19 protein-coding genes, 2 tRNA genes and 2 pseudogenes are annotated in these 22,992 nt (G+C 72.5%); 8 read left to right on the top strand and 15 right to left on the bottom strand.

Going from position 1 to position 22,992, the window contains the following annotated elements:
• Positions 1-3: 3 nt before the first annotated feature.
• Positions 4-900: an acyl-CoA thioesterase gene (locus tag QWJ41_RS03570; protein WP_302705794.1), complete on the bottom strand. Its 897-nt coding sequence runs from the start codon at positions 898-900 to the stop codon at positions 4-6.
• Positions 901-1,000: 100 nt separating this feature from the next.
• On the opposite strand from QWJ41_RS03570, the gene QWJ41_RS03565 reads away from it, so the two are divergent.
• Positions 1,001-2,215, top strand: coding sequence for an acetyl-CoA C-acetyltransferase (locus QWJ41_RS03565; RefSeq protein WP_302705793.1), 1,215 nt, complete (start codon positions 1,001-1,003; stop codon positions 2,213-2,215).
• Positions 2,216-2,332: 117 nt separating this feature from the next.
• On the top strand, positions 2,333-2,848 hold the full coding sequence (locus QWJ41_RS03560) for a MarR family winged helix-turn-helix transcriptional regulator (protein WP_302705792.1): 516 nt from the start codon (positions 2,333-2,335) through the stop codon (positions 2,846-2,848).
• A 54-nt stretch (positions 2,849-2,902) separates the two neighbouring features.
• Here QWJ41_RS03560 and ettA read toward each other — a convergent pair whose 3' ends face one another.
• The 5 genes from ettA to QWJ41_RS03535 all read right to left on the bottom strand — a co-directional run bounded on the left by ettA (position 2,903) and on the right by QWJ41_RS03535 (position 9,857).
• Positions 2,903-4,585 (bottom strand): energy-dependent translational throttle protein EttA, encoded by a 1,683-nt coding sequence (ettA, locus tag QWJ41_RS03555; RefSeq protein WP_302705791.1) that lies wholly within the window; start codon positions 4,583-4,585, stop codon positions 2,903-2,905.
• A 52-nt stretch (positions 4,586-4,637) separates the two neighbouring features.
• Entirely contained in the window at positions 4,638-5,132 is a 495-nt protein-coding gene (locus QWJ41_RS03550) for a single-stranded DNA-binding protein (protein WP_302705790.1), read from the bottom strand.
• 125 nt (positions 5,133-5,257) lie between these two features.
• The gene (locus tag QWJ41_RS03545) at positions 5,258-6,904 is read right to left on the bottom strand and encodes a GTPase (protein WP_302705789.1); all 1,647 of its coding nucleotides are present in this window, start codon (positions 6,902-6,904) and stop codon (positions 5,258-5,260) included.
• 74 nt (positions 6,905-6,978) lie between these two features.
• A complete protein-coding gene (locus tag QWJ41_RS03540; protein ID WP_302705788.1) occupies positions 6,979-8,739 on the bottom strand; it encodes a GTPase domain-containing protein in 1,761 nt (586 codons plus the stop codon).
• Entirely contained in the window at positions 8,736-9,857 is a 1,122-nt protein-coding gene (locus tag QWJ41_RS03535; RefSeq protein ID WP_302705787.1) for a PrsW family intramembrane metalloprotease, read from the bottom strand. Before QWJ41_RS03535 ends, QWJ41_RS03540 begins: the two co-directional genes overlap by 4 nt.
• A gap of 82 nt (positions 9,858-9,939) precedes the next feature.
• On the opposite strand from QWJ41_RS03535, the gene QWJ41_RS03530 reads away from it, so the two are divergent.
• Complete coding sequence (locus QWJ41_RS03530) at positions 9,940-11,361, top strand: aminopeptidase P family protein (protein ID WP_302705786.1); 1,422 nt, start codon at positions 9,940-9,942, stop codon at positions 11,359-11,361.
• A 15-nt stretch (positions 11,362-11,376) separates the two neighbouring features.
• Here the strand turns inward: QWJ41_RS03530 and QWJ41_RS03525 are convergent, their stop codons facing one another.
• The 4 genes from QWJ41_RS03525 to QWJ41_RS03510 form a co-directional block, all read right to left on the bottom strand.
• The gene (locus QWJ41_RS03525) at positions 11,377-12,687 is read right to left on the bottom strand and encodes a sensor histidine kinase (protein ID WP_302705785.1); all 1,311 of its coding nucleotides are present in this window, start codon (positions 12,685-12,687) and stop codon (positions 11,377-11,379) included.
• Positions 12,688-12,716: 29 nt separating this feature from the next.
• On the bottom strand, positions 12,717-13,739 hold the full coding sequence (locus tag QWJ41_RS03520; protein ID WP_302705784.1) for a cytochrome P450: 1,023 nt from the start codon (positions 13,737-13,739) through the stop codon (positions 12,717-12,719).
• A gap of 374 nt (positions 13,740-14,113) precedes the next feature.
• A complete protein-coding gene (locus tag QWJ41_RS03515; protein WP_302705783.1) occupies positions 14,114-14,536 on the bottom strand; it encodes a response regulator in 423 nt (140 codons plus the stop codon).
• A gap of 37 nt (positions 14,537-14,573) precedes the next feature.
• On the bottom strand, positions 14,574-16,187 hold the full coding sequence (locus QWJ41_RS03510; RefSeq protein WP_302705782.1) for a Na+/H+ antiporter NhaC family protein: 1,614 nt from the start codon (positions 16,185-16,187) through the stop codon (positions 14,574-14,576).
• Between the two features lie 486 nt (positions 16,188-16,673).
• Here QWJ41_RS03510 and QWJ41_RS03505 point away from each other — a divergent pair.
• Positions 16,674-16,747, top strand: a tRNA-Arg gene (locus QWJ41_RS03505).
• A 33-nt stretch (positions 16,748-16,780) separates the two neighbouring features.
• Here QWJ41_RS03505 and QWJ41_RS03500 read toward each other — a convergent pair.
• A complete protein-coding gene (locus QWJ41_RS03500) occupies positions 16,781-17,455 on the bottom strand; it encodes a response regulator transcription factor (RefSeq protein ID WP_302705781.1) in 675 nt (224 codons plus the stop codon).
• A 143-nt stretch (positions 17,456-17,598) separates the two neighbouring features.
• Between QWJ41_RS03500 and QWJ41_RS22030 the strand changes: the two are divergent.
• Positions 17,599-17,952 (top strand): annotated as a pseudogene (locus tag QWJ41_RS22030) (PIG-L deacetylase family protein); the annotation flags it as partial.
• 369 nt (positions 17,953-18,321) lie between these two features.
• Here the strand turns inward: QWJ41_RS22030 and QWJ41_RS22025 are convergent.
• The 3 genes and pseudogenes from QWJ41_RS22025 to QWJ41_RS03485 all read right to left on the bottom strand — a co-directional run.
• Positions 18,322-19,320, bottom strand: a pseudogene (locus QWJ41_RS22025) (adenosine deaminase); the annotation flags it as partial.
• Entirely contained in the window at positions 19,317-20,051 is a 735-nt protein-coding gene (locus tag QWJ41_RS03490) for a DsbA family protein (RefSeq protein ID WP_302705779.1), read from the bottom strand. The pseudogene QWJ41_RS22025 and the gene QWJ41_RS03490, both read right to left, overlap by 4 nt.
• Positions 20,048-20,581, bottom strand: coding sequence for a MauE/DoxX family redox-associated membrane protein (locus QWJ41_RS03485; protein WP_302705778.1), 534 nt, complete (start codon positions 20,579-20,581; stop codon positions 20,048-20,050). Before QWJ41_RS03485 ends, QWJ41_RS03490 begins: the two co-directional genes overlap by 4 nt.
• An 83-nt stretch (positions 20,582-20,664) precedes the next feature.
• Between QWJ41_RS03485 and orn the strand changes: the two genes are divergently transcribed.
• From orn to QWJ41_RS03470, 3 genes are all read left to right on the top strand, one after another.
• The gene (gene orn, locus QWJ41_RS03480; RefSeq protein WP_302705777.1) at positions 20,665-21,285 is read left to right on the top strand and encodes an oligoribonuclease; all 621 of its coding nucleotides are present in this window, start codon (positions 20,665-20,667) and stop codon (positions 21,283-21,285) included.
• 89 nt (positions 21,286-21,374) lie between these two features.
• Positions 21,375-21,450 (top strand) — tRNA-His (locus QWJ41_RS03475).
• A gap of 100 nt (positions 21,451-21,550) precedes the next feature.
• Positions 21,551-22,066: a GNAT family N-acetyltransferase gene (locus QWJ41_RS03470; protein ID WP_302705776.1), complete on the top strand. Its 516-nt coding sequence runs from the start codon at positions 21,551-21,553 to the stop codon at positions 22,064-22,066.
• Here QWJ41_RS03470 and QWJ41_RS03465 read toward each other — a convergent pair.
• The gene (locus QWJ41_RS03465; RefSeq protein WP_302705775.1) at positions 22,021-22,968 is read right to left on the bottom strand and encodes a pirin family protein; all 948 of its coding nucleotides are present in this window, start codon (positions 22,966-22,968) and stop codon (positions 22,021-22,023) included. The genes QWJ41_RS03470 and QWJ41_RS03465 overlap by 46 nt on opposite strands.
• Between the last annotated feature and the right edge of the window lie 24 nt (positions 22,969-22,992).

Raw genomic sequence — 22,992 nt, 5'->3', positions numbered from 1 at the left:
CCGCTACCCGGCGGCGCGGCCCAGCATGGCCTCGAGCGGCTCGCGCTGCTCCGGGGCCGGCGGGCGGGCGCGCCCCGACTCGGGGTCGACGAAGACGAGCACCACGCGCGCGCGGGCCAGCACCGCGTCGCCGTCGCAGATCTCGCTCTCGACCACCATCGACGTCGTGCCGACGTGGCTGACCCACGACCAGGCGTCGTACGCCGCCTCGCGGTGCAGGATCGGCACCCGGTAGTCGACCTCGGCGCGGGCCACGACCATGCTGGCCCGGCTCGCGTCGCCCGGGCTCGGCCACAACCGCGACATCAGCGCGATCCGGGCCTCCTGCAGGTACTCGAAGTAGCGCACGTTGTTGACGTGGCCGTAGACGTCGACGTCGCTGAAGCGGACCTGCACCGGGTAGTGCCCGGCCTCCTCGCGGTGCGCCCGGCCGACCGTGCCCCTCTCCCCCGCGGCCTCCTCGCCGTCCCCGTCCTCGAGGTACGCCGCGAGCGCCTCGCGCTCCTCGGCGCTCAGGCGGCGGGGCCGTTCGTGGCTGAAGACGAAGGGCGTCAGCACGGTGGTGGCCCGCAGGTAGACGGTGCGGCTGCCGTCGTCGTGCTCGTCGAAGATCTCGTAGGCCATCGTGAAGCTCGCGGCACGCACCCGCACGACCCAGCACTCGATGCTCACCGGCCCGAAGCGGAAGGTGAGCGGTGCGCGGTAGGAGACCTCGTGGCGCACCACGACCAGGCCCTCGACCAGGTCCTGCGCCGACTGCTGGGCCGGGGCCCCGCCGCGGTGGTGGCGCATCATGTCGACGCGCGCCTCCTGCAGGTAGTCGACGTACACGACGTTGTTGACGTGGCCCAGCAGGTCGAGGTCGGCCCAGCGCACCGGGCACTCGTAGCGATGTCGCACGTCGTGATCGTGCCAGAACGGTCACGCCGTCCGGGGTCCCCGGGGCTCGACTAGGGTGGGCGCGACTCATCGTTCCCGACCAGAGAGCCGGTTCACATCCATGCCTGAGGCAGTCATCGTCTCCACCGCCCGCTCGCCCATCGGGCGCGCCAACAAGGGCTCGCTCAAGGACCTGCGTCCCGACGACCTGAGCGCGACCATCATCAAGGCCGCCCTCGACAAGGTGCCGGCGCTCGACCCCAGCAGCATCGACGACCACTACATGGGCGTGGGCCTGCCCGGCGGCGAGTCCGGCAACAACCTGGCGCGCGTCGTCAACGTGCTCAACGGCATGGACGACGTGCCCGGCGCGACGATCACGCGCTACTGCTCCTCCTCGGTGCAGACCACCCGGATGGCCTTCCACGCGATCAAGGCCGGGGAGGGCGACGTCTTCATCTCCTCGGGCGTCGAGACCGTCTCCCGCTTCGCCAAGGGCACCTCCGACCACTGGCCCGACACCCACAACCACGCCTTCGACGACGCCAAGGCGCGCACCGACAAGATGGCCGAGGGCGGCCAGGACTGGGTCGACCCGCGCGAGAACGGCGCGCTGCCCGACGTCTACATCGCGATGGGCCAGACGGCCGAGAACGTCGCGCGGATGCGCGGGCTGGACCGCAAGGAGCTTGACGAGTTCGGCGTGCGCAGCCAGAACCTGGCCGAGAAGGCGATCAACGACGGCTTCTGGGCCCGCGAGATCACCCCGGTGACCCTGCCCGACGGCACCGTCGTCTCGACCGACGACGGCCCGCGCGCCGGCGTCACCTACGACGCCCTCAAGGACCTCAAGCCGGTCTTCCGTCCCGACGGCGTGGTCACCGCCGGCAACTGCTGCGCGCTCAACGACGGCGCCGCCGCCGTGGTCATCATGAGCGACACCAAGGCCGCCGAGCTGGGCCTCACGCCGCTGGCCCGCATCGTCTCGACCGGTGTCAGCGGCCTCTCCCCCGAGATCATGGGCCTGGGCCCGGTCGAGGCCACCCGCAACGCGCTCAAGCACGCCGGCATGAGCATCGGCGACATCGACCTCGTCGAGATCAACGAGGCCTTCGCCGCGCAGGTCGTGCCGTCCTACCAGGACCTCGGCATCGACCTCGACCGCCTCAACGTCAACGGCGGCGCGATCGCCGTGGGCCACCCCTTCGGCATGACCGGCGCGCGTCTGCAGAACACCATGCTCAACAGCCTGGACTGGCACGACAAGACGACCGGCCTGATCACCATGTGCGTCGGCGGCGGCCAGGGCATGGCGCTGATCCTCGAGCGTCTCTGAGCCTTCGCTCGCAGCTCCCACGACCGCTCAGGCGCGACCCCCGGCACCCCGGTGCCGGGGGTCGCGGCCGTCCTGGGTGGTGCCGCTCGCCCGCGTCGCGAGACTAGGATGCGCGCTGTGACCAGCACCGAGACCTCCCCCAGCCGCGTCACCGGACGTTGGCTCGACGCCGACCAGCAGCACGCCTGGCGTGGGCTGGTGATGGGCTCGACGCTGCTGTTCGACCGTCTCGACGACGAGCTGCGCCGCGAGTGCGGCCTCTCGCTGACCGAGTACGAGATCCTGGTGCGGCTCTCGGAGCGCGACGACCACCTGCGGATGGCCCAGCTGGCCGACGCGCTGGCGCACAGCCGCAGCCGGGTCACCCACACCGTGGCGCGCATGGAGAAGGCCGGGCTGGTCGAGCGGCGCACCTCTCCCGAGGACGGTCGCGGGATCGTGTGCTGGCTGACGCCTCAGGGTCGTCGGCTGCTCGAGCGGATCGCGCCGGTGCACGTGGCCGGGGTGCGCGAGCACCTCATCGACCGGGTCGACCCCGACGACCTGGCGGCCCTGGGCCGGGCGATGAACGCCGTGGCCGACGCGCTGGTCGCCTGCCACCCCGAGATGGAGATGCGACAGCCGGGACCCTGAGGGTCCCGGCCGCCGGCTCGTGCGGTCCCGGCGCCGGCGCCGGGACCTGCTGCCTCAGTCGCGGGTCAGGCGACGGTGGGTCACCCGGTGCGGGCGGGCCGCCTCGGCGCCCAGGCGCTCGATCTTGTTCTCCTCGTAGGCCGCGAAGTTGCCCTCGAACCAGAACCAACGGGCCGGGTCCTCGTCGTCGCCCTCCCAGGCGAGGATGTGGGTGGCCACGCGGTCGAGGAACCAGCGGTCGTGCGAGGTGACCACGGCGCACCCGGGGAAGTCGAGCAGCGCGTCCTCGAGCGAGGACAGGGTCTCGACGTCGAGGTCGTTGGTCGGCTCGTCGAGCAGCAGCAGGTTGCCGCCCATCTTCAGGGTCAGCGCCAGGTTGAGGCGGTTGCGCTCTCCACCGGAGAGCACGTTGGCCTTCTTCTGCTGGTCGGGACCCTTGAACCCGAAGGAGGCCACGTAGGCGCGCGAGTTCATCTCGAAGTTCGCGACCTTGATGAAGTCGAGCCCGTCGGAGACGACCTCCCACACGTTCTTGGTGGCGTCCAGGCCGCCGCGGCTCTGGTCGACGTAGGAGATCTTGACGGTCTGGCCGACGTTGAGCTCGCCGGAGTCGGGCTGCTCCTGGCCGGTGATCATCCGGAACAGCGTGGTCTTGCCGACGCCGTTGGGGCCGATGACGCCCACGATGCCGGCGCGCGGCAGCGAGAACGACAGGTCGTGCATGAGGGTGCGGCCCTCGAAGCCCTTGGTCAGGGTCTTGGCCTCGAGCACCACGTCACCGAGCCGCGGCCCGGCCGGAATGTTGATCTCGGAGGTGTCGATCTTGCGCATCCGGTCGGCCTCGGCCGCCATCTCCTCGTAGCGCGCCAGGCGGGACTTGCTCTTGGCCTGGCGGGCCTTGGGGTTGGAGCGGACCCACTCCAGCTCCTTCTCGAGCATCCGGGCGCGCTTGGCGTCCTTCTGGCCCTCGACCTTGAGCCGGTCCTTCTTGGTCTCGAGGTAGGTGGAGTAGTTGCCCTCGTAGGGGTGCGCCTGGCCGCGGTCGAGCTCGAGGATCCACTGGGCGACGTTGTCGAGGAAGTACCGGTCGTGGGTCACGGCCAGGACCGCTCCGGGGTAGCTGGCCAGGTGGCCCTCGAGCCACTGCACCGACTCGGCGTCGAGGTGGTTGGTGGGCTCGTCGAGCAGCAGCAGGTCGGGCTGCTGCAGCAGCAGCTTGCACAGCGCCACCCGGCGCCGCTCGCCACCGGACAGGTTGTCGACCAGCGCGTCGGCGGGCGGGCAGCGCAGCGCGTCCATGGCCTGGTCGAGCCGGCTGTCGAGGTCCCAGACGTTGGCCGCGTCGAGCTCGCTCTGCAGGTCGCCGGCCTCGGTGGCGACCTTGTCCTGGTCGGCGTCGGGGTCGCCCATCATCATGTAGAGCTCGTCGAGGCGCGCCATCTTCGCCTTGGTCTCGGCGACGGCCTCCTCGACGTTCTCCAGCACGGTGCGGCCCTCGGTGAGCGGGGGCTCCTGCTGGAGCATCCCGACCGTGGCCCCGGGGTCCAGGATGGCGTCGCCGTTGTTGGCGTGGTCGAGCTGGGCCATGATCTTCAGCAGCGACGACTTGCCGGTGCCGTTGGGGCCCACCACGCCGATCTTGGCGCCGTGCAGGAACGAGAGGGTGACGTTGTCGAGGACGACCTTGTCACCGTGGGCCTTGCGCACGTTGCGCAGTGTGAAGACATATTCCGCCATGTCGTCGAGCGTAGTTGCTCCGCGGCCCGACGGCTCCCCTGGGTCCCCCGGCTCAGGCCGCCACGTGACCGGCGTCGCCCGCGCCCGGCGCCTCCTGCGCCACGGGGCCGGAGGGGTCCGCGGAACGCTGGCGGGGCGTGCGGGTGAAGACCGAGGTGCCCCGGGTCAGGTCGTGGCCGACCAGGACGGCGTCGACCTCGATGGTGGTCACCTCGACACCCGCCTGGTTGGTCCAGACCCGCGGCAGCAGCCGGCCGTGCACCACCACCGGGTCGCCGCGGCGCAGCGAGGTCGCGCAGGTCCGGGCCAACGTGCGCCAGGCATTGACGGTGTACCACTGGGTGACGCCGTCGACCCACTCCCCCGTGCCGCGGTGGAAGCGGCGCGGCGTGCTGGCCACCCGGAAGCTGGCCACCTCGCTGCCCGCCGCGTCGCGCACGGTCACGTCGCCGCCCAGCCAGCCCTGCAGCGTCACGGTCGTCTCGTTGAGCATGTCGTCCTGCCCTCCTGCCCGGTGCCGGGCGTCGTGCCGCGACGGTGCGTCCACGGCACGACCACCCTGCGCCGGCGCGCCGCGCCACGTCGGGCGTGGTCGAGCGCCGGTGCAGGCGCGTGGCGCGAGCGGCACGCTGTGCACGACAAGTGGTCAGGAGGTGACCGCGAGCAAGGGACTCAACGGGTCGCGAGCGCCTTGGAGAGCCCTCCACGGGCGCGGGTGTAGGCCTCGAGCTCGATCTCGACCGGGCTGACCACCAGGTCGTGGGCCACCACGCCCACGGCCTCGCGCAACCGGGTATCGGCCACCGCGGCCCGCCGGCGCGCGGTGGCGGCGACCAAGCCCCGGCACACCAGCGCGAGCAGCACGCCGAGCCCCACCCCGCCCAGCAGCAGGATGAGCGGCAGCGCGACACCGAACCGCACGGGGGTGTCGTCGAGGGTGCCGGACAGCGCGGTCGCGACGGTCCACGCAGCGCCCAGCAGCGCGGCGACGACGAGGATCCACTGCAGCACCCGCACCACGCCGGCCCAGACCGGGATCCGCGCGACCTGCAGGTCGACCCCGCGCACGGCGTCGTCGAGCCGGTCGCCGATCTCGGGCAGCCGCTGCACCGAGGCACGGCGCACCGCGTCGGCCCAGGGCCGGCCCAGCCCCTGCGTCGTGTCGTCGGCCAGCGCACGCACCTCGGAGTCGACGCGGGCGCGCTGCACCGGGGTCGCCTCGGGCACCGCGCTCTCGGCGCCGCGCAGCGCCTTGACGGAGCCGCCCAGGTCGAGCTGGAGCTTCTTGAGGGGGTCGGGGCGCAGCCGGCCGACCCACGAGACCAGCGGCCAGCCGGTGGCCCGCCCGGCCCGCAGGCGGGTGGAGCGCTCGACGGCATCGACCACGGTCGGCACGCCCGCCGCCTCGGCGAAGGCGTCCTGCAGCGCACGGACCCGCTGGTCTGGCAGGGCGCGGGTCGGGGCGTCGCCGCCGGCCTCCTGCAGGCGAGCCGCGGCGGCCCGCACGTCGGACTCGATCCGCTCGGCGGTCATCTTCTTGGCCCGCACCCGCGACTCGATCTCGGCCCGCAGCTCGTCGAGGCCGATGCCCTGGCGGGCGCTGATCCCGATCACGGGGACCCGCCCCAGCCCGTCGGCCTCCAGCAGGCGGCGGACGTCGGCGAGCATCGCCTCGCGCCCCTCGGCCGGCACGGTGTCGATGTGGTTGAGCACCACGACCATGACGCCCTCGTGGGTCTTCAACGGTGCCAGGTAGCGGTCGTGGATCGCGGCGTCGGCGTACTTCTGGGGGTCCAGCACCCAGACCAGCATGTCGGCGAGCGCGACCAGCCGGTCGACCTCGAGGTGGTGGGAGACCTCGGTGGAGTCATGGTCGGGCAGGTCGAGCAGCACGACGCCCTCGAGGGCCTGCGACTCCCGGCGGGTGTCGAGCATCGAGTCGCGCGTGGTCTGGTGGCGCGGGGGGATGCCGAGCCAGTCGAGCAGCTCGCCCGCACCGTCGGTGCCCCACACGCAGGCGGTGGCCCACGACGTGGTCGGGCGGCGTACGCCGACGGCCGACAGCTCGAGCCCGGTGAGGGCGTTGAAGGTCGAGGACTTGCCCGACCCCGTCGCCCCGGCGATGGCGACCACCGTGTGCCCGGCCGAGAGGCGCAGCCGGCTGGTGGCCCGGTCGACGACCTTCTCGGCGTCGTCGACGAGGGCGTCGTCGAGCCGCCCGCGGGCCGCGTCGGCGGCGGCCGCGAGACCCTCGATGCGGGCGCCGGTGTCGGTCCCACGGGTGACCAGCTTCTTGGCCCCCTCGAGCAAGGACGTCATGTTCTCCCACTCAGCGTGCGGTCAGTGCTGGGCGACACCCTAGGGTGCCGCCTCAGCCGTGTGGTGGGCAGGGCTCAGCCCTGCCGGGGTGCGGCGAAGCGGACGTCGTCGACGCGGCGCGCCGCCTGGCGAAGCTGCTCGGCGGCGTCGGGCGCCAGACCGAGCGCGTCGACCAGGGACGTGAAGCGCTCGCGCTCGGCGGCGAGCAGCGCCGTGATCCGCTCCTCGAGCAGGCGCCGGGCCCGCTCGGCCAGGCCGCGGACGGCCTGGTCGCCGAAGACGGCCTCGAGCAGCTTCTGGCCCAGCGCGGCCGAGCCGCCGGCGATGCCGGCCTCGGCGCCGGTCAGGCCGGCGGTGTGGGTGAAGACCACGACCATCAGCGCGACCGAGAGGCCGTTGACGCCGAACGCCAGGAACCTGGCGGTGGAGCGCTTGTCCGCGCCCTCGACCTTGACCAGCTCGAGCACGTCGCCCTGCCAGTCGCGCACCGCGCGCTCGGCGCGACGGCGCAGGTCGCGCGAGGCGCGCCCGATGTCGGGCCCAGCCTGGGCCAGCAGGCCGACCCCGGCGGCGTGCTGCTGCCAGGCGGCCTCGGCCCGCTCGGCCGCCTGCTCGGCGTGCTCGAGGATGAGCAGCTCGAGGCCCGACTCGACCGCGACGGTGACCCGCTCGGCCTGCTGCGGCTTGCCCTTGACGGCGTTGACGACCCGGTCGCGCAGCCAGCCGACGCGGTTCTCGAGCGACTTGAGCAGCTCGCCGGTGCCGACGAACTCCTGCCACCGCGCCAGCACCTCGCCGCGCAGCAGGGTGCCGTCGGCGCTCGCGCGCACGGCGTCGGCCACCGCACGCTCGTAGGCCCGCTCGGCCTCCTCGCGCAGCGTGGCCGCGGTGCCGACCTGCACGGCGGCGGCGTCGGCCACCGGGTGCACGTGGTGGGTGATGCTGCGGATCGCGCCGTCGAGGGTCTGCTTGACGACCGCGGCCCGGGCCCCCGCGTCGGCGGCCAGGGACTCCAGCCAGCCACGCACGTCGGCGACGTGCCCGGCCGGCAGCAGCCCGGCGTCATCCACGGGTCCTTCGTTGACCACGAACAGCGGCGAGTCCTTGAGCCCGCGCGAGGCCAGCATCCGCGCCAGGTGGGTCGAGACGGTCTGCACGGCGTCGGGAGCGGTGCGGTCGAGCACGACCGCGACCGCGGTCGAGCGGTCCGCGGCCTGCTTGAGGAAGCCCCACGGCACCTGGTCGGCGTAGCGGGCGGCGGAGGTGACGAAGAGCCACAGGTCGGCGGCCGCGAGCAGCTGGGCGGCCAGGGTGCGGTTGCGCTCCTCGACGGAGTCGACGTCGGGGGCGTCGAGGATCGCCAGGCCCTGCGGGACCGTGTCGGAGGCCACCAGCTGCAGCGCGTCGGGGTCGTTGGTCGAGTGCTCGACGCGGCGCAGGTCGGGCAGGAGCCGGTCCTGCCCGAACCAGTGCCCGTCGTCGGGGTGGTGCACCAGCACCGGCGAGCGCGTGGTGGGGCGCAGCACGCCCGGCTCGGTCACGCGACGCCCGACCAGGGAGTTGACCAGGGTCGACTTGCCGGCACCGGTCGAGCCGCCCACCACGGTCAGCAGCGGTGCGTCGATGGTCATCACCCGCGGGATGACGTAGTCCTCGAGCTGGTCGACCATCTCCTGGTGCGAGGCGCGCACCTCCTCCACGCCCGGCAGGTCGAGCGGCAGGGTCGCGGCCTGGAGCGCGCCGCGCAGGCGCACCAGCGCCGTGAGCATCTGCGCGTCGTCGACCCCGGTGGGGCCCCCAGGGCCGTCGGGGCTGGCGTCGTGCGGGGCTGTCATCGGGTCGGAACCACCTGTCCGGGGAATGCGATGGACGGCCGTACGGCGCGGATGCGGGCGACGTAGTGCTGTCCTCGGAGTGCGAAGTCTGGCGGAGGCGTGCCCCGCAGGTAGCGATGATGCAGGAATCCGAGCTCGATCACCGCTTGCTGGTAGTCACGCATGGCCCGCTCGCCCGCGGCACCACCCAGCCGGCGCGCGTGCGCCCGGGCGCGGCGACGGGCGCCGAGGTCGACCACCCAGCCGATGTCGGTGGCGGGCAGCAGCCCCTGCTGGGCCGCGTCGCCGAGCGCGGCGGCCAGCATCCGGCGCTCCGAGCGCCGGGCCCACACGGCGATGGCGAACAGGCCCACCAGCGCGGGGAACATCAGCACCACGTAGACCACGACGAAGCTGCCCATGCCGAAGATGGTCGAGCCGTTCCACAGCCCGTGGGCGAGCACGGCGAGCACGTAGCCACCCAGCGGCGCCAGCACCCGCACCCCCGCTGAGCGGGACCCGACGGCCAGGCCCACGCCGATGCCGATGAAGGTGGTGAAGAACGGGTGCGCGAACGGGCTGAACAGGCAGCGCACCACGAAGGTGGCGGTCAGCGCCTCGGTGCCGCCCGGCCCCATCCCGTCGGTGCCGTTGTAGGCCGCCGCCAGGTAGAGGATGTTCTCCACGAAGGCGAACCCGATGCCGACCATGCCGGCGTACACGATGCCGTCGAGGACGCCGTCGAGCTCGGCGCGGCGCCACCACAGCAGCAGCACGAGGAACGCCCCCTTGGAGAGCTCCTCGGTGACCGGGGCGACCACGGCCAGGCTGGCGGCCTCGGTGACCCCGACGAAGAAGCCGCCGATGCCCTGGACCAGCAGCGCCGCGGCGGTGGCCACGAACCCGCCCCACAGCAGCCCGAGCAGCAGCAGCGACCTCGGCTCGGGCTCGTAGCGGTCGAGCCACAGGTAGCAGGCGACCAGCGGCCCCACCGGCAGGGCCGCGAGGGCGGTGGCCAGCACGAGCGTGTCCGGGGCGCCGGACAGCGCCACGACCAGCAGGATCGGCAGCGCACCGAGCACTACGAGGGTGGTGACCACGACCGTGAAGACGACGTTGTCTCGACGGGCGGGGACCATGGCAGCAGAGCCTATCGGCAGCGCTCGTGGGGCCGGGCGCGCGGCGTCGCCGGAGGCGAACGGCCGACGTAGCATGACGGGCATGAGCGAGCAGAGCACCCCGGAGTCGACCGAGCCCAAGACCGAGTCGCACGACCCCGCCGTGCCTGCGGCCTACTCCGAGTTCATGCGCACCGGCTGGGGCGAGCGCGAGCTCGACCTGCCTCTCCACCCGGTGGCCGACCTCGCCGCGCAGCGGCGGGCCCGCCTGGCCGAGACCTTCCCCGGCGAGCGGCTGGTGCTGCCGGCCGGCACCTACAAGGTGCGCTCGAACGACACCGACTTCCGCTTCCGCAGCGACACCGCGCACACCTACTTCACCGGCAACCTGACCAGCGACGCGGTGCTCGTGCTCACCGACGGCGAGGCGGTGCTCTACGCCCGGCCGCGCTCGGACCGCGACACCGACGAGTTCTTCCGCGACCGCCAGTACGGCGAGCTGTGGGCCGGACGCCGCCCCTCGGCCCGCGAGATCGCCGACTCCCTGGGCATCGAGGTGCGCCACGTCGACCGGCTCGCCGAGGACCTCGCGGTGACGGTGCCCAAGACACGCGTGCACCGCGGGGTCTCGGGCCACGTCGACCGCCTGCTCGGCGCCGACGCCGGGCTCGACGCAGAGCTGGCCCGGGTGGCTTCGGAGATGCGGCTGGTCAAGGACGACTGGGAGGTCGCGGAGCTGCAGGAGGCCTGCGACGCCACCACGCTCGGCTTCGAGGACTCCGTCTCCGACTGGGCCAACGTGCTCAAGTACGGCGAGCGCTGGATCGAGGGCACCTTCTTCCGACGCGCCCGGGCGATGGGCAACGACATCGGCTACGACTCGATCGTCGGCGGCGGCAAGCACGCCACCACGCTGCACTGGATCGAGAACTCGGGGCCGATCACGCCCGGCGAGCTGGTGCTGCTCGACATGGGCGTCGAGGGCCACAACCTCTACACCGCCGACGTGACCCGCACGCTGCCGGTCGACGGCACCTGGACCGGCGCGCAGCGCGAGCTCTACGACCTGGTGCTGGCCGCCCAGGAGGCCGGCATCCAGGCGGTGCGCCCCGGCACCGCCTTCGCCGACGTGCACACCGCCTCGATGACCGTGCTCGCCCACGGCCTGGAGGACATGGGCCTGCTGCCCGTGCCCGCCGCGCAGGCGCTGGACCCCGACAGCAAGGTCTACGCCCGGTGGACGCTGCACGGCACCAGCCACATGCTCGGCATGGACGTGCACGACTGCGGCGCGGCCGCCCCCGAGTCCTACGCCAAGGGCACCCTCGCCGAGGGCATGGTCCTCACCGTCGAGCCGGGCCTGTACTTCCAGGAGGACGACCTGCTGGTCCCCGAGGAGCTGCGCGGCATCGGCATCCGCATCGAGGACGACGTGCTGGTCACCGCCGACGGCCACCGCAACCTCTCGGCGGCGCTGCCGCGCAGCGCGGGCGACATCGAGGCCTGGATGGGCGCCCGCCTCTGACACTGGTGGGCCCCGTCAGTCCGGCGGGGCCGGCAGGTCGATCCAGAACGTCGACCCCTCGCCAGGCCGGGAGTCGACACCCAGCCGGCCCCCGTCGCGCTCGGCGACGGCGCGCGCCAGCGACAGGCCCAGCCCGGTGCCGCGGACCCCGGGCTCCGCGAAGCGGACGAACGGCTCGAAGACCTGGCTGAGCTGGCGCGGAGTGAGGCCCGGGCCGGTGTCCCTGACGCTGACCCGCACCCTGGACTCGCCGCCCTCGCCGCTCGTGCTGGTCGCGGTGACGGTGACGGCGCCTCCGCGCCGGTTGTGGGCGATCGCGTTGCCGACCAAGTTGGTCAGCACCTGGCGCACCCCGGCCGGTGTGGCAGCAACTAGCAGAGCGGGGTCTACCTCGGCGCTCACCTGCACCCCGGCCGCGGACGCCGGCGTGCGCACCCAGTGGACTACGTCCTGGACCGCCTCAGCGACCACCACGGTCTCGCGCCCGCCGTCACCGAGCAGCCTGGCGGTGCTGAGAAGATCCTCCACGATCGCCAGCAGCTGCTCGCCGGCACCGACGATGATGCCCGCGTCCTTGCGCACCTGCGCCACGAAGCCCGCCACCTGTTGCACGTCCTCGACGCCCTCGAGGTCCTCGGCTTCGCTCTGCAGCACCTCGGCGAAACCAAGGATCGCGCTGATGGGGGTGCGCAGCTCGTGACCCGTGGCTGCGAAGAACTGCTGCTGTACGGCACTGGCCTGGTCCCCCCGCTTGATCGCGTCGGCGAGGGAGCGCTGGGCCGCCTCCGCCGACATGCGAGCCGTGAAGGCACTGCTGAACAGCCGGAGGTCAGCGACCAGCGACTCGGGCCAATCGCCTGCCCGTTCGCTCCCCATTGAGAAAGAGCCGAACATGTCAGCCCCCGAAAGCAGCGAGGTGTTCACGATCCCGCGCACGTGACACTGCGCCATCTCGCGGGCGTCCTGCGCGGCTTCGTGGGGAAGCTTGTCGCGATCGGGGATGACGACGATGCCGAGTCGGGAACGTTGTGAGACCCACGGCATAGAGAACGCATCCTGGGCCTCGGCCTCGGCATCTGGCAGCACGGTGCACTTGGCGCCGGGGCGTCGCCACTCCCGCAACCAGGCCCGCTTGCCCAAGTGCACCCACTTAGACTCATCAGTCGGGTTGAACGTGGTCAATGCGATGGCGACGGCGTCCACGCGGGGATCGCTCAGGAGATGACCTGCGAGCCGGTCGAGGGCGGCATCGAAGTTCAGCTCGGATCGCAGGATCTGGTGGGACAGTCGCACAGCTGTGGCGCTCGGCACGATCTCCTGCGACACCGCTTGGACACCAGGCTCGAGTCCACTGCTCACGTGTTCCCCCCCTCGACACGAACCACGGCGATGCGCGCGGGCCTGGGAAAGATACCCCGCGTCTGGTCCGTGCTGGGGGTGGCGGCTAGATGCAAGGACGCACTAGTGGCCCACTTCGTGAGCGCGACCAGCTGCGCCAGCCCGACACTACGTCCAGGACAAGCGCTAGCGCCCAGCCCGAAAGGCAGCCACGCGCCGGGACGCACGTGTGGATCCCGCCACCGCTCGACCTCCAGACGAGCCAGCTGCTGGTGGGGGTTGCCGTCGCCGCCGGGGACCAGGTTGGGTAGTCGCCCCAGCAGAAGCGGGCTGACCACCACCACGCCGCCCTCCGGAATCCGCACTCCGGCCAGATCAAGCGAGCGGCGGGCCACGCGAGCGGTTGCCCACGTGGGTGGGGTCAGCCGCAGGACTTCCCAGACGACCCATATCGGCTCGACCTCGCCAGCGGCAAGCCGCTCCTGCAGCTCGGGCCGTTCGGCCAGGGCAACCAGCAGCCATGCGCCGGCAGCGATTGGGACTTGGGTGCCGGCCGCGAGCATCGTGGCCGTCCGCGCAGGGGTGGGGTCGCCGAGTGCCTCGATCCGCCCTTCGAGGCTCTTCCGCGCCGCGTCCTCTTGTCGCCGGGCCCTGGACCAGCGGTAGGGAGGCGCGGGAGCAGCGATCACCGGGCCAAGAGCATCCACCCAGTCAAGGGCCGCGTCGGCGACCTCGTTGCGAGCATCGTCGTCGATGGCCCCCAACGTGGCGGCTGCTGTCGCGCGAGCCACGGGCCTGCGCAAGAGCTGCATTGCCTCGTACTCCCCGCTGCCGTCGCTCTTGGTGCTCGAGCGGAGCTCGCCGGCCAGGACCTCGCCGGCGATCGCGGCACTTTCCCGGGGCAGGGTCGCGAACGGCTCAGGCCGCGACGAGTCCCGAGTCCCCACAACTGGATCAGATCGCCGACTGACATCTACCGGAAAACCGAACGCACCGGCATCGGCAAGGACGCTGCGTGCTTGGGCCAGGGTGGTTGCCACCCAAGGTCCACGGCGACCCAGCGCAACCGGGCGCGGCTCTCCGACCGCACGCAGCACGGCACCGAGCCGACCTGGGGTGTCCTCGGTGCCGTGCTCGAGGGCAGACGTCACGCGCCTGCCACCGGTGGTGCGATCTGCTTTAGCGACCCGGACGCCACGAGTACCAAGCTGTTACCTGGCGTGCTGCACGGCGCTTCTGGATGAGCTTCAACATGTGTGTTCCTCCCTTGGTGGTGCGGTGACATGACAGTCCCGAGAACCACCGCACGGTCCCTCCCCGGCGGCTGGACGTCAGCATAGTGAGGGCGCAGGCTCCGCGACCATCAAAACCAGGTACCCGGAGCCGCGACCACCCCTCCGGGTCCTCGCGGGACTCAGCCGGACCGGTCGAGCTCCTCGAGGAGGTCGACCAGCTGCTGCTTGCGGAAGGGCTTGGGCAGCACGGCGTCGACGCCGAGCTCGTGGAGGGTCGAGCGCTTGTCGCCGGCCCAGGCGCTGACCACCACGATGCGCAGGCCGGGCGCCACGTCGGGGTGCTCGCGCAGCCAGCGGACCACGTCCTCGCCGCTCATCCGGGGCATGGAGAGGTCGAGGAACATCACGTCGTAGCGCTCGGCGGCGAGGGCCTCGACGGCGTACTGGCCGTCCTCGGCCTCGTCGGCGCTGTGCCCCAACCGGGTCAGCATCCGGACCATGATGTCGCGGATGTCCTCCTGGTCGTCGACGACCAGGAAGCGCCACCCCGCCCCGTCAGGGGAGGTGCCGCTGGTCCCCGAACCCTGCGACGACGCGTCCACGTCCCGAGCCTAGCGACCTTTACGCGCGCTGCAGGAGTTACGACGATGACGCCTGGGTCACGCCGCCTGGCCCCGCCTCGATGTCGTCCTCGAGGCGGCCGGCGACGCGGTGCGCCACCAGCAGGATCGCCGCCCCCGCCGCCAGGGTGACGGCGAAGCCGGCGAGGACGGACCCGACGACGGCGACCGTGACGTAGCCGAGCGTGGCCGCGACGACCGAGATGACGACGTACGGCAGCTGGGTGGTCACGTGGGTGATCACGTTGCAGCCGGCGCCCGTCGAGCTGAGGATCGTGGTGTCGGAGATCGGGGAGGCGTGGTCGCCGGCCACCGCGCCGGCGAGCACGGCACCGAGCGCCGGCAGCAGCAGCTCGGGCGCGTCCAGGGCGTTGACGATCCCGCCCGCGATGGGCAGCAGGAGCCCGAACGATCCCCACGAGGTGCCGGTGGCGAAGGCCATCGCGCCGGCGAGCAGGAAGACCGTCGGGATCAGCCAGGACGCCGAGATCGAGGAGCCCTCGACGAGGCCACCGAGGTAGTCGCCGGTGCCGAGCGCGCCGATGAGGGAGCCGAGCATCCAGGCCAGCAGCAGGATGCTGACGGCCGGCCACATCGACCGCAGGCCCTCGAGCCAGCCGCGGCCGAAGGTGCTGCGGCCGAACTTGGGGTTCGACGAGGTGTCGCGCGCGTAGTAGTAGATGGAGGCCAGCAGGCCCAGCGCCCCGCCGACGATCAGCGAGAGGGTCACGTCGGTCTCGGCGAGCACGTCGATCGGCGACCACGAGCCCGCCCCCAGCCGCCCGGTCACCGCGATCCCGCCCAGCACTCCCAGGACCAGCAGGCCGAAGGGGACGACCAGGGCGCGCTTGGCACCGGGGCGGTGCACCGGCAGGTCCTCCGAGAGCTGGCCGGGGATGGCCTCGTCGCTGTCGTAGGTCTCCCCCTCGACCAGCGCGCGGCGCTCCTCGCTGCGCATCGGCCCGATGTCGACGCCGAGCGCGACGACGAGGGCGACCATCAGCAGTGCCGCGTAGGCGTAGTAGTTGGCGCCCGCGGCGCGCAGGAACGCGCTCACGTCGCTCATGCTCAGCGACGACTCGTCCATGATCGGCGCGATGACCCCGAGGATGTAGGCACCCCAGCTGGAGAAGGGCACCAGCACCGCGACCGGCGCCGACGTCGAGTCCACGAGGTAGGTCAGCTTGGCGCGGGAGACCCGGTAGCGGTCGGTGACCGGACGGGTCACCTGCCCGACCGTGAGTGCGTTGAAGTAGTCGTCGACGAAGATCGCCATGCCCAGCAGCGCGGGCAGCACCACCGCGCCGCGACGCGTCCTGATGCGTTCCTGGGCCCAGTCGGCGAAGGCCTTGGTGCCGCCCGACATCAGGATGAACGCGGTGATCACACCGAGCGTGAGGGTGAAGACGAGGATGTAGACGTAGGTGGTGTTCAGGCCCCCGTCGACCCAGAAGATCTCCGCGAACGCGCTCGCGACCAGCTCGACGGTCCCCCACGGCGACCCGTCGGCGACCAGGAACGCGGCACTGAGCACCCCCAGCCCCAGGGACAGCAGCACCTTGCGGGTGGCCACCACCAGGCCGATCGCCAGCAGCGGCGGGACCAGCGACAGGATCTCGTACGACTCGACCATGGGGCTCTCCTCCTGGCAGGGGACACCACGCTACCCCCGCCTGCGCCCACCGGCGCCCACCCGCGAGGCGCCGGCAGATCCTATGGGATCTGCCGGTCCTCGGATGGTCGGCTGATGTGGTCGCGACGTAGCCGGAAGGACCGAAGGCCCCGTGACCGGCATCCGCTCCGCGGGCCCCATGCGTCCTTGGACCCTTCGGTCCTTCTGACTACGAGAGGCCGCGAGGCGCCCGCTCATGTGCATGATGCCGAGCTGCGCGCGGCAGTGGGTACAGCGCTCATCGGGGATCCCGACGCGGGTGGTTGCCGGGGGCGTTGGCTACGAGAGCCGATCTCGGCCTGGAGCCAGAACCGCGGCCGAGCGGACCGATCCACCCCTGCGCATCACGACGACCCACTACGGCATACTGGCGACCGGGTCGGCAGGTGCCGTCGAGCTGCACCGGGGTTGTCCCTACGTTTCTTCCGACTGTCCTTCCGATCCCCCGCCTCCGTAGCTCAGCTGGATAGAGCAGCGGCCTTCTAATCCGCCGGTCGCAGGTTCGAGTCCTGCCGGGGGCGCTCGTCGCGGCGCCGGCACCTCCCGGTGCCGGGTCAGCCGCTGCGCGGATCCTGCTCGGTGGGCCGCAGCACCCGCACCCGCTCGGGGCGGAAGCCGTGCTGCATCGCCCAGGCCACGGCCTGCGAGCGCGACCCGGCCCCGATCTTGCGGTAGGCGGTGCGGATGTAGGTCTTCACCGAGTTGATCGACAAGTAGGTCCGCTCGGCGATCTCCTGGTTCGTCAGCCCGGCACAGATCAACGCCAGCACCTCCGCCTCCCGGGCGGTCAGCCCCCGGTCGCGCCCGGGCCAGGCGCCGACCTCGGGCAGCGAGGAGTCACCCACGTCCTGCGGCCGCAGCTCGGCCCCGGCCGCGACCTGCTGCAGCGCCCAGGCCATCTCCTGGCCGGTGACCTGCTTGGAGAGGTAGCCGCTGGCCCCCCGGGCCAGCGCCCGCTCCACCAGGTCGGGCTCGGTGTTCCAGCTGAAGACGACCACCCGGGCTCGACCGTCGTCGACGAGGGTCGGCAGGTCGACCCCGTCGCCCTGGGCCTGGCCGAAGGTGTCGTAGAGGACGACGTCGACCTCGGAGCGCACCTCGGCGCCGGTCACGATCTCGACCACCCGCACCCGGTCGGCGTACGGCTCGAGGACGGCCGCGACCCCGGCCACCACGATCGGGTGGTCGTTGACGATCGCGACCCGCACCGGGACTCCGACGACTGCCATGACACCGATCATATTTCACCCGGGCGGAGGGTGCCGGCACCTCGCGAGAATCCTTAACCTCGGGGACGACGACGTGAGGGGCGAGATCTTTGCCGGAGACGTGGCAGCAGCACCCGGAGTGGGGCCGGGTCCCACCTCTCGACGTGGCTCCGGCCACCGAGCGGTGGCACCGCCTGGTGGTCGTCTCGGCGCACCCCGACGACGAGAGCCTCGGCGTGGGCGGCCTGATCTCCACCGCGCACCGCGCCGGCATCGACGTGTACGTCGTGCTGCTCACCGCCGGCGAGGCCTCGCACCCGCCCGGGCGCGAGGTGACGCGGCACGCGCTGGCCACCGAGCGCCTGGCCGAGATGGACCGGGCCGTCGAGCTGCTCGCGCCCGGCACGCCCGTCGTCTTCCTGGGCGCACCCGACGGCGGGGTGGCCGACGTCGAGGACCAGATGGTCGTCGCGCTGGGTGACATCGTCGGTGACGGCGAGGGCACCCTGCTGGTCGCCCCGTGGCGCCACGACGGCCACGCCGACCACGAGGCGGCGGGCCGCGCCGCGGCGGAGGTCGCGCGCAGCAGCGGCGCCTGCCTGCTCGAGTACCCCCTGGTGATGTGGCGCCTCAGCGAGCCGGACGACGCGCCCTGGGGGCAGATGGTGCGCCTCGACCTCGCGCCGGAGGTCCGTGAGGCCAAGCTGGCCGCGATCCGGGCGCACGCCAGCCAGCTGCGCGCCCTCTCCCCCGACGACCCGCCGGCGCTGTCGGGCCCGATGCTGGCGCACTTCACCGGCAGCGCGGAGCACCTGGTCCTCACCCCGGCCGAGGCGGACGCGCTCGACCCGAGCGACGACGCCCTGCACCAGCGGGCGAGCCGCGACGTCGCTGGGCGCGAAGGAGGCGTGCACCGAGGCCCGGGCCAGGTCGCGCACGCCCTCCTCGTCGAGGTCGAGCAGCCCGGCCGCGATCACGTACTCGTTGTTGAGGGTGGTGCCGAACATCGACGGGTCGTCGGAGTGCACGGTGACCGTGACCCCGGCGTCGCGGAACGCGCGGATGGGGTGCTCCTCGAGCGCGGCCACGGCCCGCGTGGCGATGTTGGACGAGGGGCACACCTCCAGCGGCACGCCGCTGTGGGCCAGGTGTGCCAGCAGCTCGGGGTCCTCGACCGCCGACGTGCCGTGCCCGATGCGCTCGGCGCCCAGCAGCCGCAGCGCGTCCCAGACCGTCTGCGGCCCCGTGGTCTCCCCCGCGTGCGGCACGCTGCGCAGCCCGGCGGCCCGGGCGGCGTCGAAGTGGGGCTGGAACTGCGGGCGGGGCACCCCGATCTCGGGGCCGCCGAGCCCGAAGCCCACCAGCGCGTCGGTGCGGTGCTCGAGGGCGTACTCCAGCGTCTTCTCGGCCGCGGGCAGGCCGGCCTCGCCCGGGATGTCGTAGATCCAGCGCAGCACCAGCCCGAAGTCGCGCTCGGCAGCGACCCGGGCGTCCTCGAGCGCCTCGGTGTAGGCCTCGATCGCCATCCCCACGCCGCTCTCGTGCGGGCGCACCGACGTGTACGGCGTGCACGTGAGCTCGGCGTAGCGCACCTGCTGGGTGGTGGCCAGCTCGCGCGCCACCTCGTAGGTGAGGAAACGGACGTCCTCGGGGGTGCGCACGAGGTCGACGACGGCGAGGTAGACCTCGATGAAGTGCGCGAAGTCGCGGAACTCGAAGAAGCGGCGCAGCTCGTTGAGGTCGCTGGGCACCACCCCGGGGTGGCGGGTCGCGAGGCCCGAGACGATCTCGGGCGAGGCGGAGCCGATGTGGTGCACGTGCAGCTCGGCCTTCGGCAGCCCGGCCACGAACGCCTCGAGGCCGGTCCCGGCGCCCGGGGCGCTCACTCGACGCCCTCGACCAGCAGCTCGGCGATCTCCTCCACCGAGCCGCCGTTGACGACCCCGCCGTCGAGCAGCACCGTCGGGGTGCCCTGCACGCCCGCCTCCTGGGCGGCCTGCGTCGCCTCGTCGACCCAGTCGCTGCGGGCCCCGGTCTCGATGCCCTCGGCCACCGCGGCCTCCTCGGCGCCGGCCTCGACGGCCAGGTCGACGAGGTCCTCGTCGGACGGGAACGGGCCGCTCTCGGGGGGCTGGTTCTCGAACAGCAGGTCGTGGAAGGTCTTGGCGACCTCGGGGCCGGACTCCTCGAGCACCACGGCGAAGGCGTTGGTGGCACGTCCCGAGTAGTCGCTGATGCGCGAGAGCAGCTCGAAGGGCCGGTACTCCACCGTCACCTTGCCCTCCTCGGCGAGGCGCGCGAGGTCGGCGCGTGAGGCCTCCTCGAGCTCGCCGCAGAACGGGCAGAGGAAGTCCTCGTAGATGACGATGTCGTGCGGCGCGTCGGCCTCGCCGATCGTGACGCCGTACTCGCCCTGGCCCGCCGACGGCGCGGCCACGTCGGTGCTGGTGTCGCGGTTGCGCTGGATGGCGAAGCCGACCCCGATGACCAGCACCATCGCCAGCACCACCCCGCCGACCGAGAGCAGCCTGCGGCGCCGCTCGGCCCGCTCCTGCTCGACGCGTGCCTGCTGGGCCCGCGCGGTGCGCTCGGCCGCCCTGGACTTGCTGCTGCTCATCGTTCTCCCTCGTGGCTCAGGTGGCCGTCGTGGTTGATGTCGTGGACGTCAGGGGTGCTCACCCGTCGCGGGGCGAGGAAGAGGTTGTCGAGCGCCCAGCGGGTGCGGGGCAGCGCGACCAGGTAGACCGAGGCCGCCAGCAGCGCGGTGTCGCGGGCGATCTCCCAGGGGTACTTCGAGGCCGCGTCGGGGTCGGTGCCGCCGCCGCCGAAGCAGCCGCAGTCGATGGTCATGCCCCGCGCCCAGACCGAGGCGATGGCGACGATGAAGGCGACGAACAGCACCGCGGAGACGACCGAGGCGCCCCGGGTGAGGAGTCCGAGCACCAGCATCAGCCCGATCACCACCTCGAGGACGGGGAGCAGCTGGCCCACCGTGGGCACGACCGCCTCGGGCAGCAGGTCGTAGGCGCGCACGGCGGCCACGGACGCGCCGGGGTCGGGCAGCTTCACCGCGCCGGCGGCGATCCAGACACCGCCGGTCGCCAGGCGCGCCAGCAGCCCGATCCACTCCTTGACCGCGTCGCTCACGCCTCGACCCTAGGAGAGGGGGCTGAGCGGCCCCTGAGAGAGGGGCGCGGCCGCGGAGGGACGCGCGCGTAGGGTGTGGGCCCATGAGTGACCGACTGGTGTGGATCGACTGCGAGATGACCGGCCTGGACCTGGGCGCCGACGCCCTGATCGAGGTCGCTGCGCTGGTCACCGACTTCGACCTCAACGTGCTCGGCGAGGGGGTGGACATCATCGTCAAGCCACCGGCCGAGGCGATGGACCAGATGATCCCCTTCGTCCGCGAGATGCACGAGAAGTCCGGGCTGCTCGTCGAGCTCGAGCACGGCGTCACCCTGGCGGAGGCCGAGGAGCGGGTGCTGGCCTACATCAAGGAGCACTGCGCCGACGGCAGCCGGCCGCCCCTGGCCGGCAACACCGTCGCCACCGACCGAGCGTTCCTGGCCCGCGACATGGCTGCGCTGGAGTCGTTCCTGCACTACCGCATCGTCGACGTCTCCTCGATCAAGGAGCTCAGCCGGCGCTGGTACCCCCGGGCCTACTACGCCGCGCCGGAGAAGCGCGGGAACCACCGCGCCCTGGCCGACATCCAGGAGAGCATCGAGGAGCTGCGCTACTACCGCGAGGCCGTCTTCGTCGCGCCCCCCGGCCCCGACAGCGCCACCGCCAAGGAGCTCGCCGCCCGCCACGGCGGCTCCATCACCGGCCTCACCGAGCCCTCCTGAGCCACCACCGGCCACGGGGCGAGCCCGATTCTGCACCGCTGGGCCGTGTGCCCTAGACTCTGCGTCGTTCCGGCCACGGCCGGATCGTGGTGGGCGTAGCTCAGCTGGTAGAGCACCGCGTTGTGGTCGCGGGGGTCGCGGGTTCAAGCCCCGTCGTTCACCCCACTGTCGCCGGGCCCCTGATCCGCACGAGTGCGGACCAGGGGCCCGACGCACGTCCGGGGCCGTCGTGCCCCCGACCGCGCAGGTCTCCTAGGCTTCCGGGGTGGACGACCCTCGCCCTGCCTGCCTCGTGCGCGCCGAGCACGACGACCCGCGGGTCGTCGGTGCCGTACGCCGCTACGTCGCCGAGCTCGACGCCCGGTTCCCCGGCGGGTTCGCGGTCGTCGAGGCCGACCTCGTCGACCCCGGTGGTCACTACCTGCTCGCCCTCGACGACGAGCGCGTGCTCGGCGTCGGTGGCGTGCGGGCGCTGCCCGGCACCGACGGCGCGCCGAGCGCTGAGGTCAAGCGGATGTGGGTCGATCCCGCCGCCCGCGGCACCGGCCTGGGTCGGCTGCTGCTGGCCGCCCTCGAGGAGCTGGCCGTCGACCTGGGCCACCGCCGGGTGCTGCTCGACACGAACCTGGTGCTCGGCGAGGCCGTGGCGCTCTACGAGCGCGCGGGCTACGACCGGGTCGAGCGCTACAACGACAACCCCTACGCTCAGGCCTTCTTCGCCAAGGACCTGACCGGTCAGGCCGGCACGTGGCCGAAGCGCCCGCTCTGGAAGTCCTGGTAGGCCTCCATCACCTCGGCGCGGGTGTTCATCACGAACGGCCCGGCCCAGGCGAGCGCCTCGCGGATCGGGCGCCCGCCGAGGACGACCACGTCGAGGGCCGGCGTACGGCTGTCCTGGCGGGCGGCGGCGCTGACGCTGAGGTAGTCGCCGGCGCCGAGCACGGCGGTCTGGCCGGTACGCAGCGGGCGCTCCTCGACGCCGACCGAGCCCTGTCCGCTGAGCACGTAGACCAGTGCGTTGTGCTCGACGTCCCAGGGCAGCTCGAGCCGGGCCCCCGGCTCGACGGTGGCGTGCACCAGGCTCATCGGCGTGTACGTCGCACCCGGGCCGGCATGCCCGGCCACGGTGCCGGCGATGACCCGCACCAGTGCTCCGGCGTCGGGGGTCGTGAGCAGCCGCACCTCGCCGGAGCGGATGTCCTGGTAGCGCGGGTCGCTCATCTTGGCGCTGCGCGGCAGGTTCACCCACAGCTGGATGCCGTGGAAGAGCCCGCCGGACTGCACCAGCCACTCGGGCGGCGTCTCGATGTGCAGCAGGCCGGAGCCCGCCGTCATCCACTGGGTGTCGCCGTTGGTGATCGACCCGCCGCCGCCGTGGGAGTCGCGGTGGTCGAAGACGCCGTCGATCATGTAGGTCACGGTCTCGAAGCCGCGGTGGGGGTGCCAGGCGGTGCCGCGCGGCTCACCGGGTGCGTACTCCACCTCGCCCATCTGGTCCATCATGATGAACGGGTCGAGCAGCGCGAGGTCGATGCCGGCGAAGGCACGGCGCACCGGGAAGCCCTCCCCCTCGTGGCCCTGGGGCGCGGTGCTGACCTGCAGCACCGGGCGCGGCTGGTCGCCGAGGCCGGGCGAGCCCAGCCTGGCCAGGGTGGTGAGGTCGTCGACGGTGATCGCGGGCATGCTGCCCACCTCGCTTCGTTGCAG

The organism is Nocardioides cremeus (assembly GCF_030518195.1).
In the GTDB taxonomy this organism is placed as follows: Bacteria; Actinomycetota; Actinomycetes; order Propionibacteriales; family Nocardioidaceae; genus Nocardioides; species Nocardioides cremeus.
The sequence above is the reverse complement of the archived record's forward strand: the minus strand, read 5'-3'. Positions and strand labels throughout refer to the sequence as shown.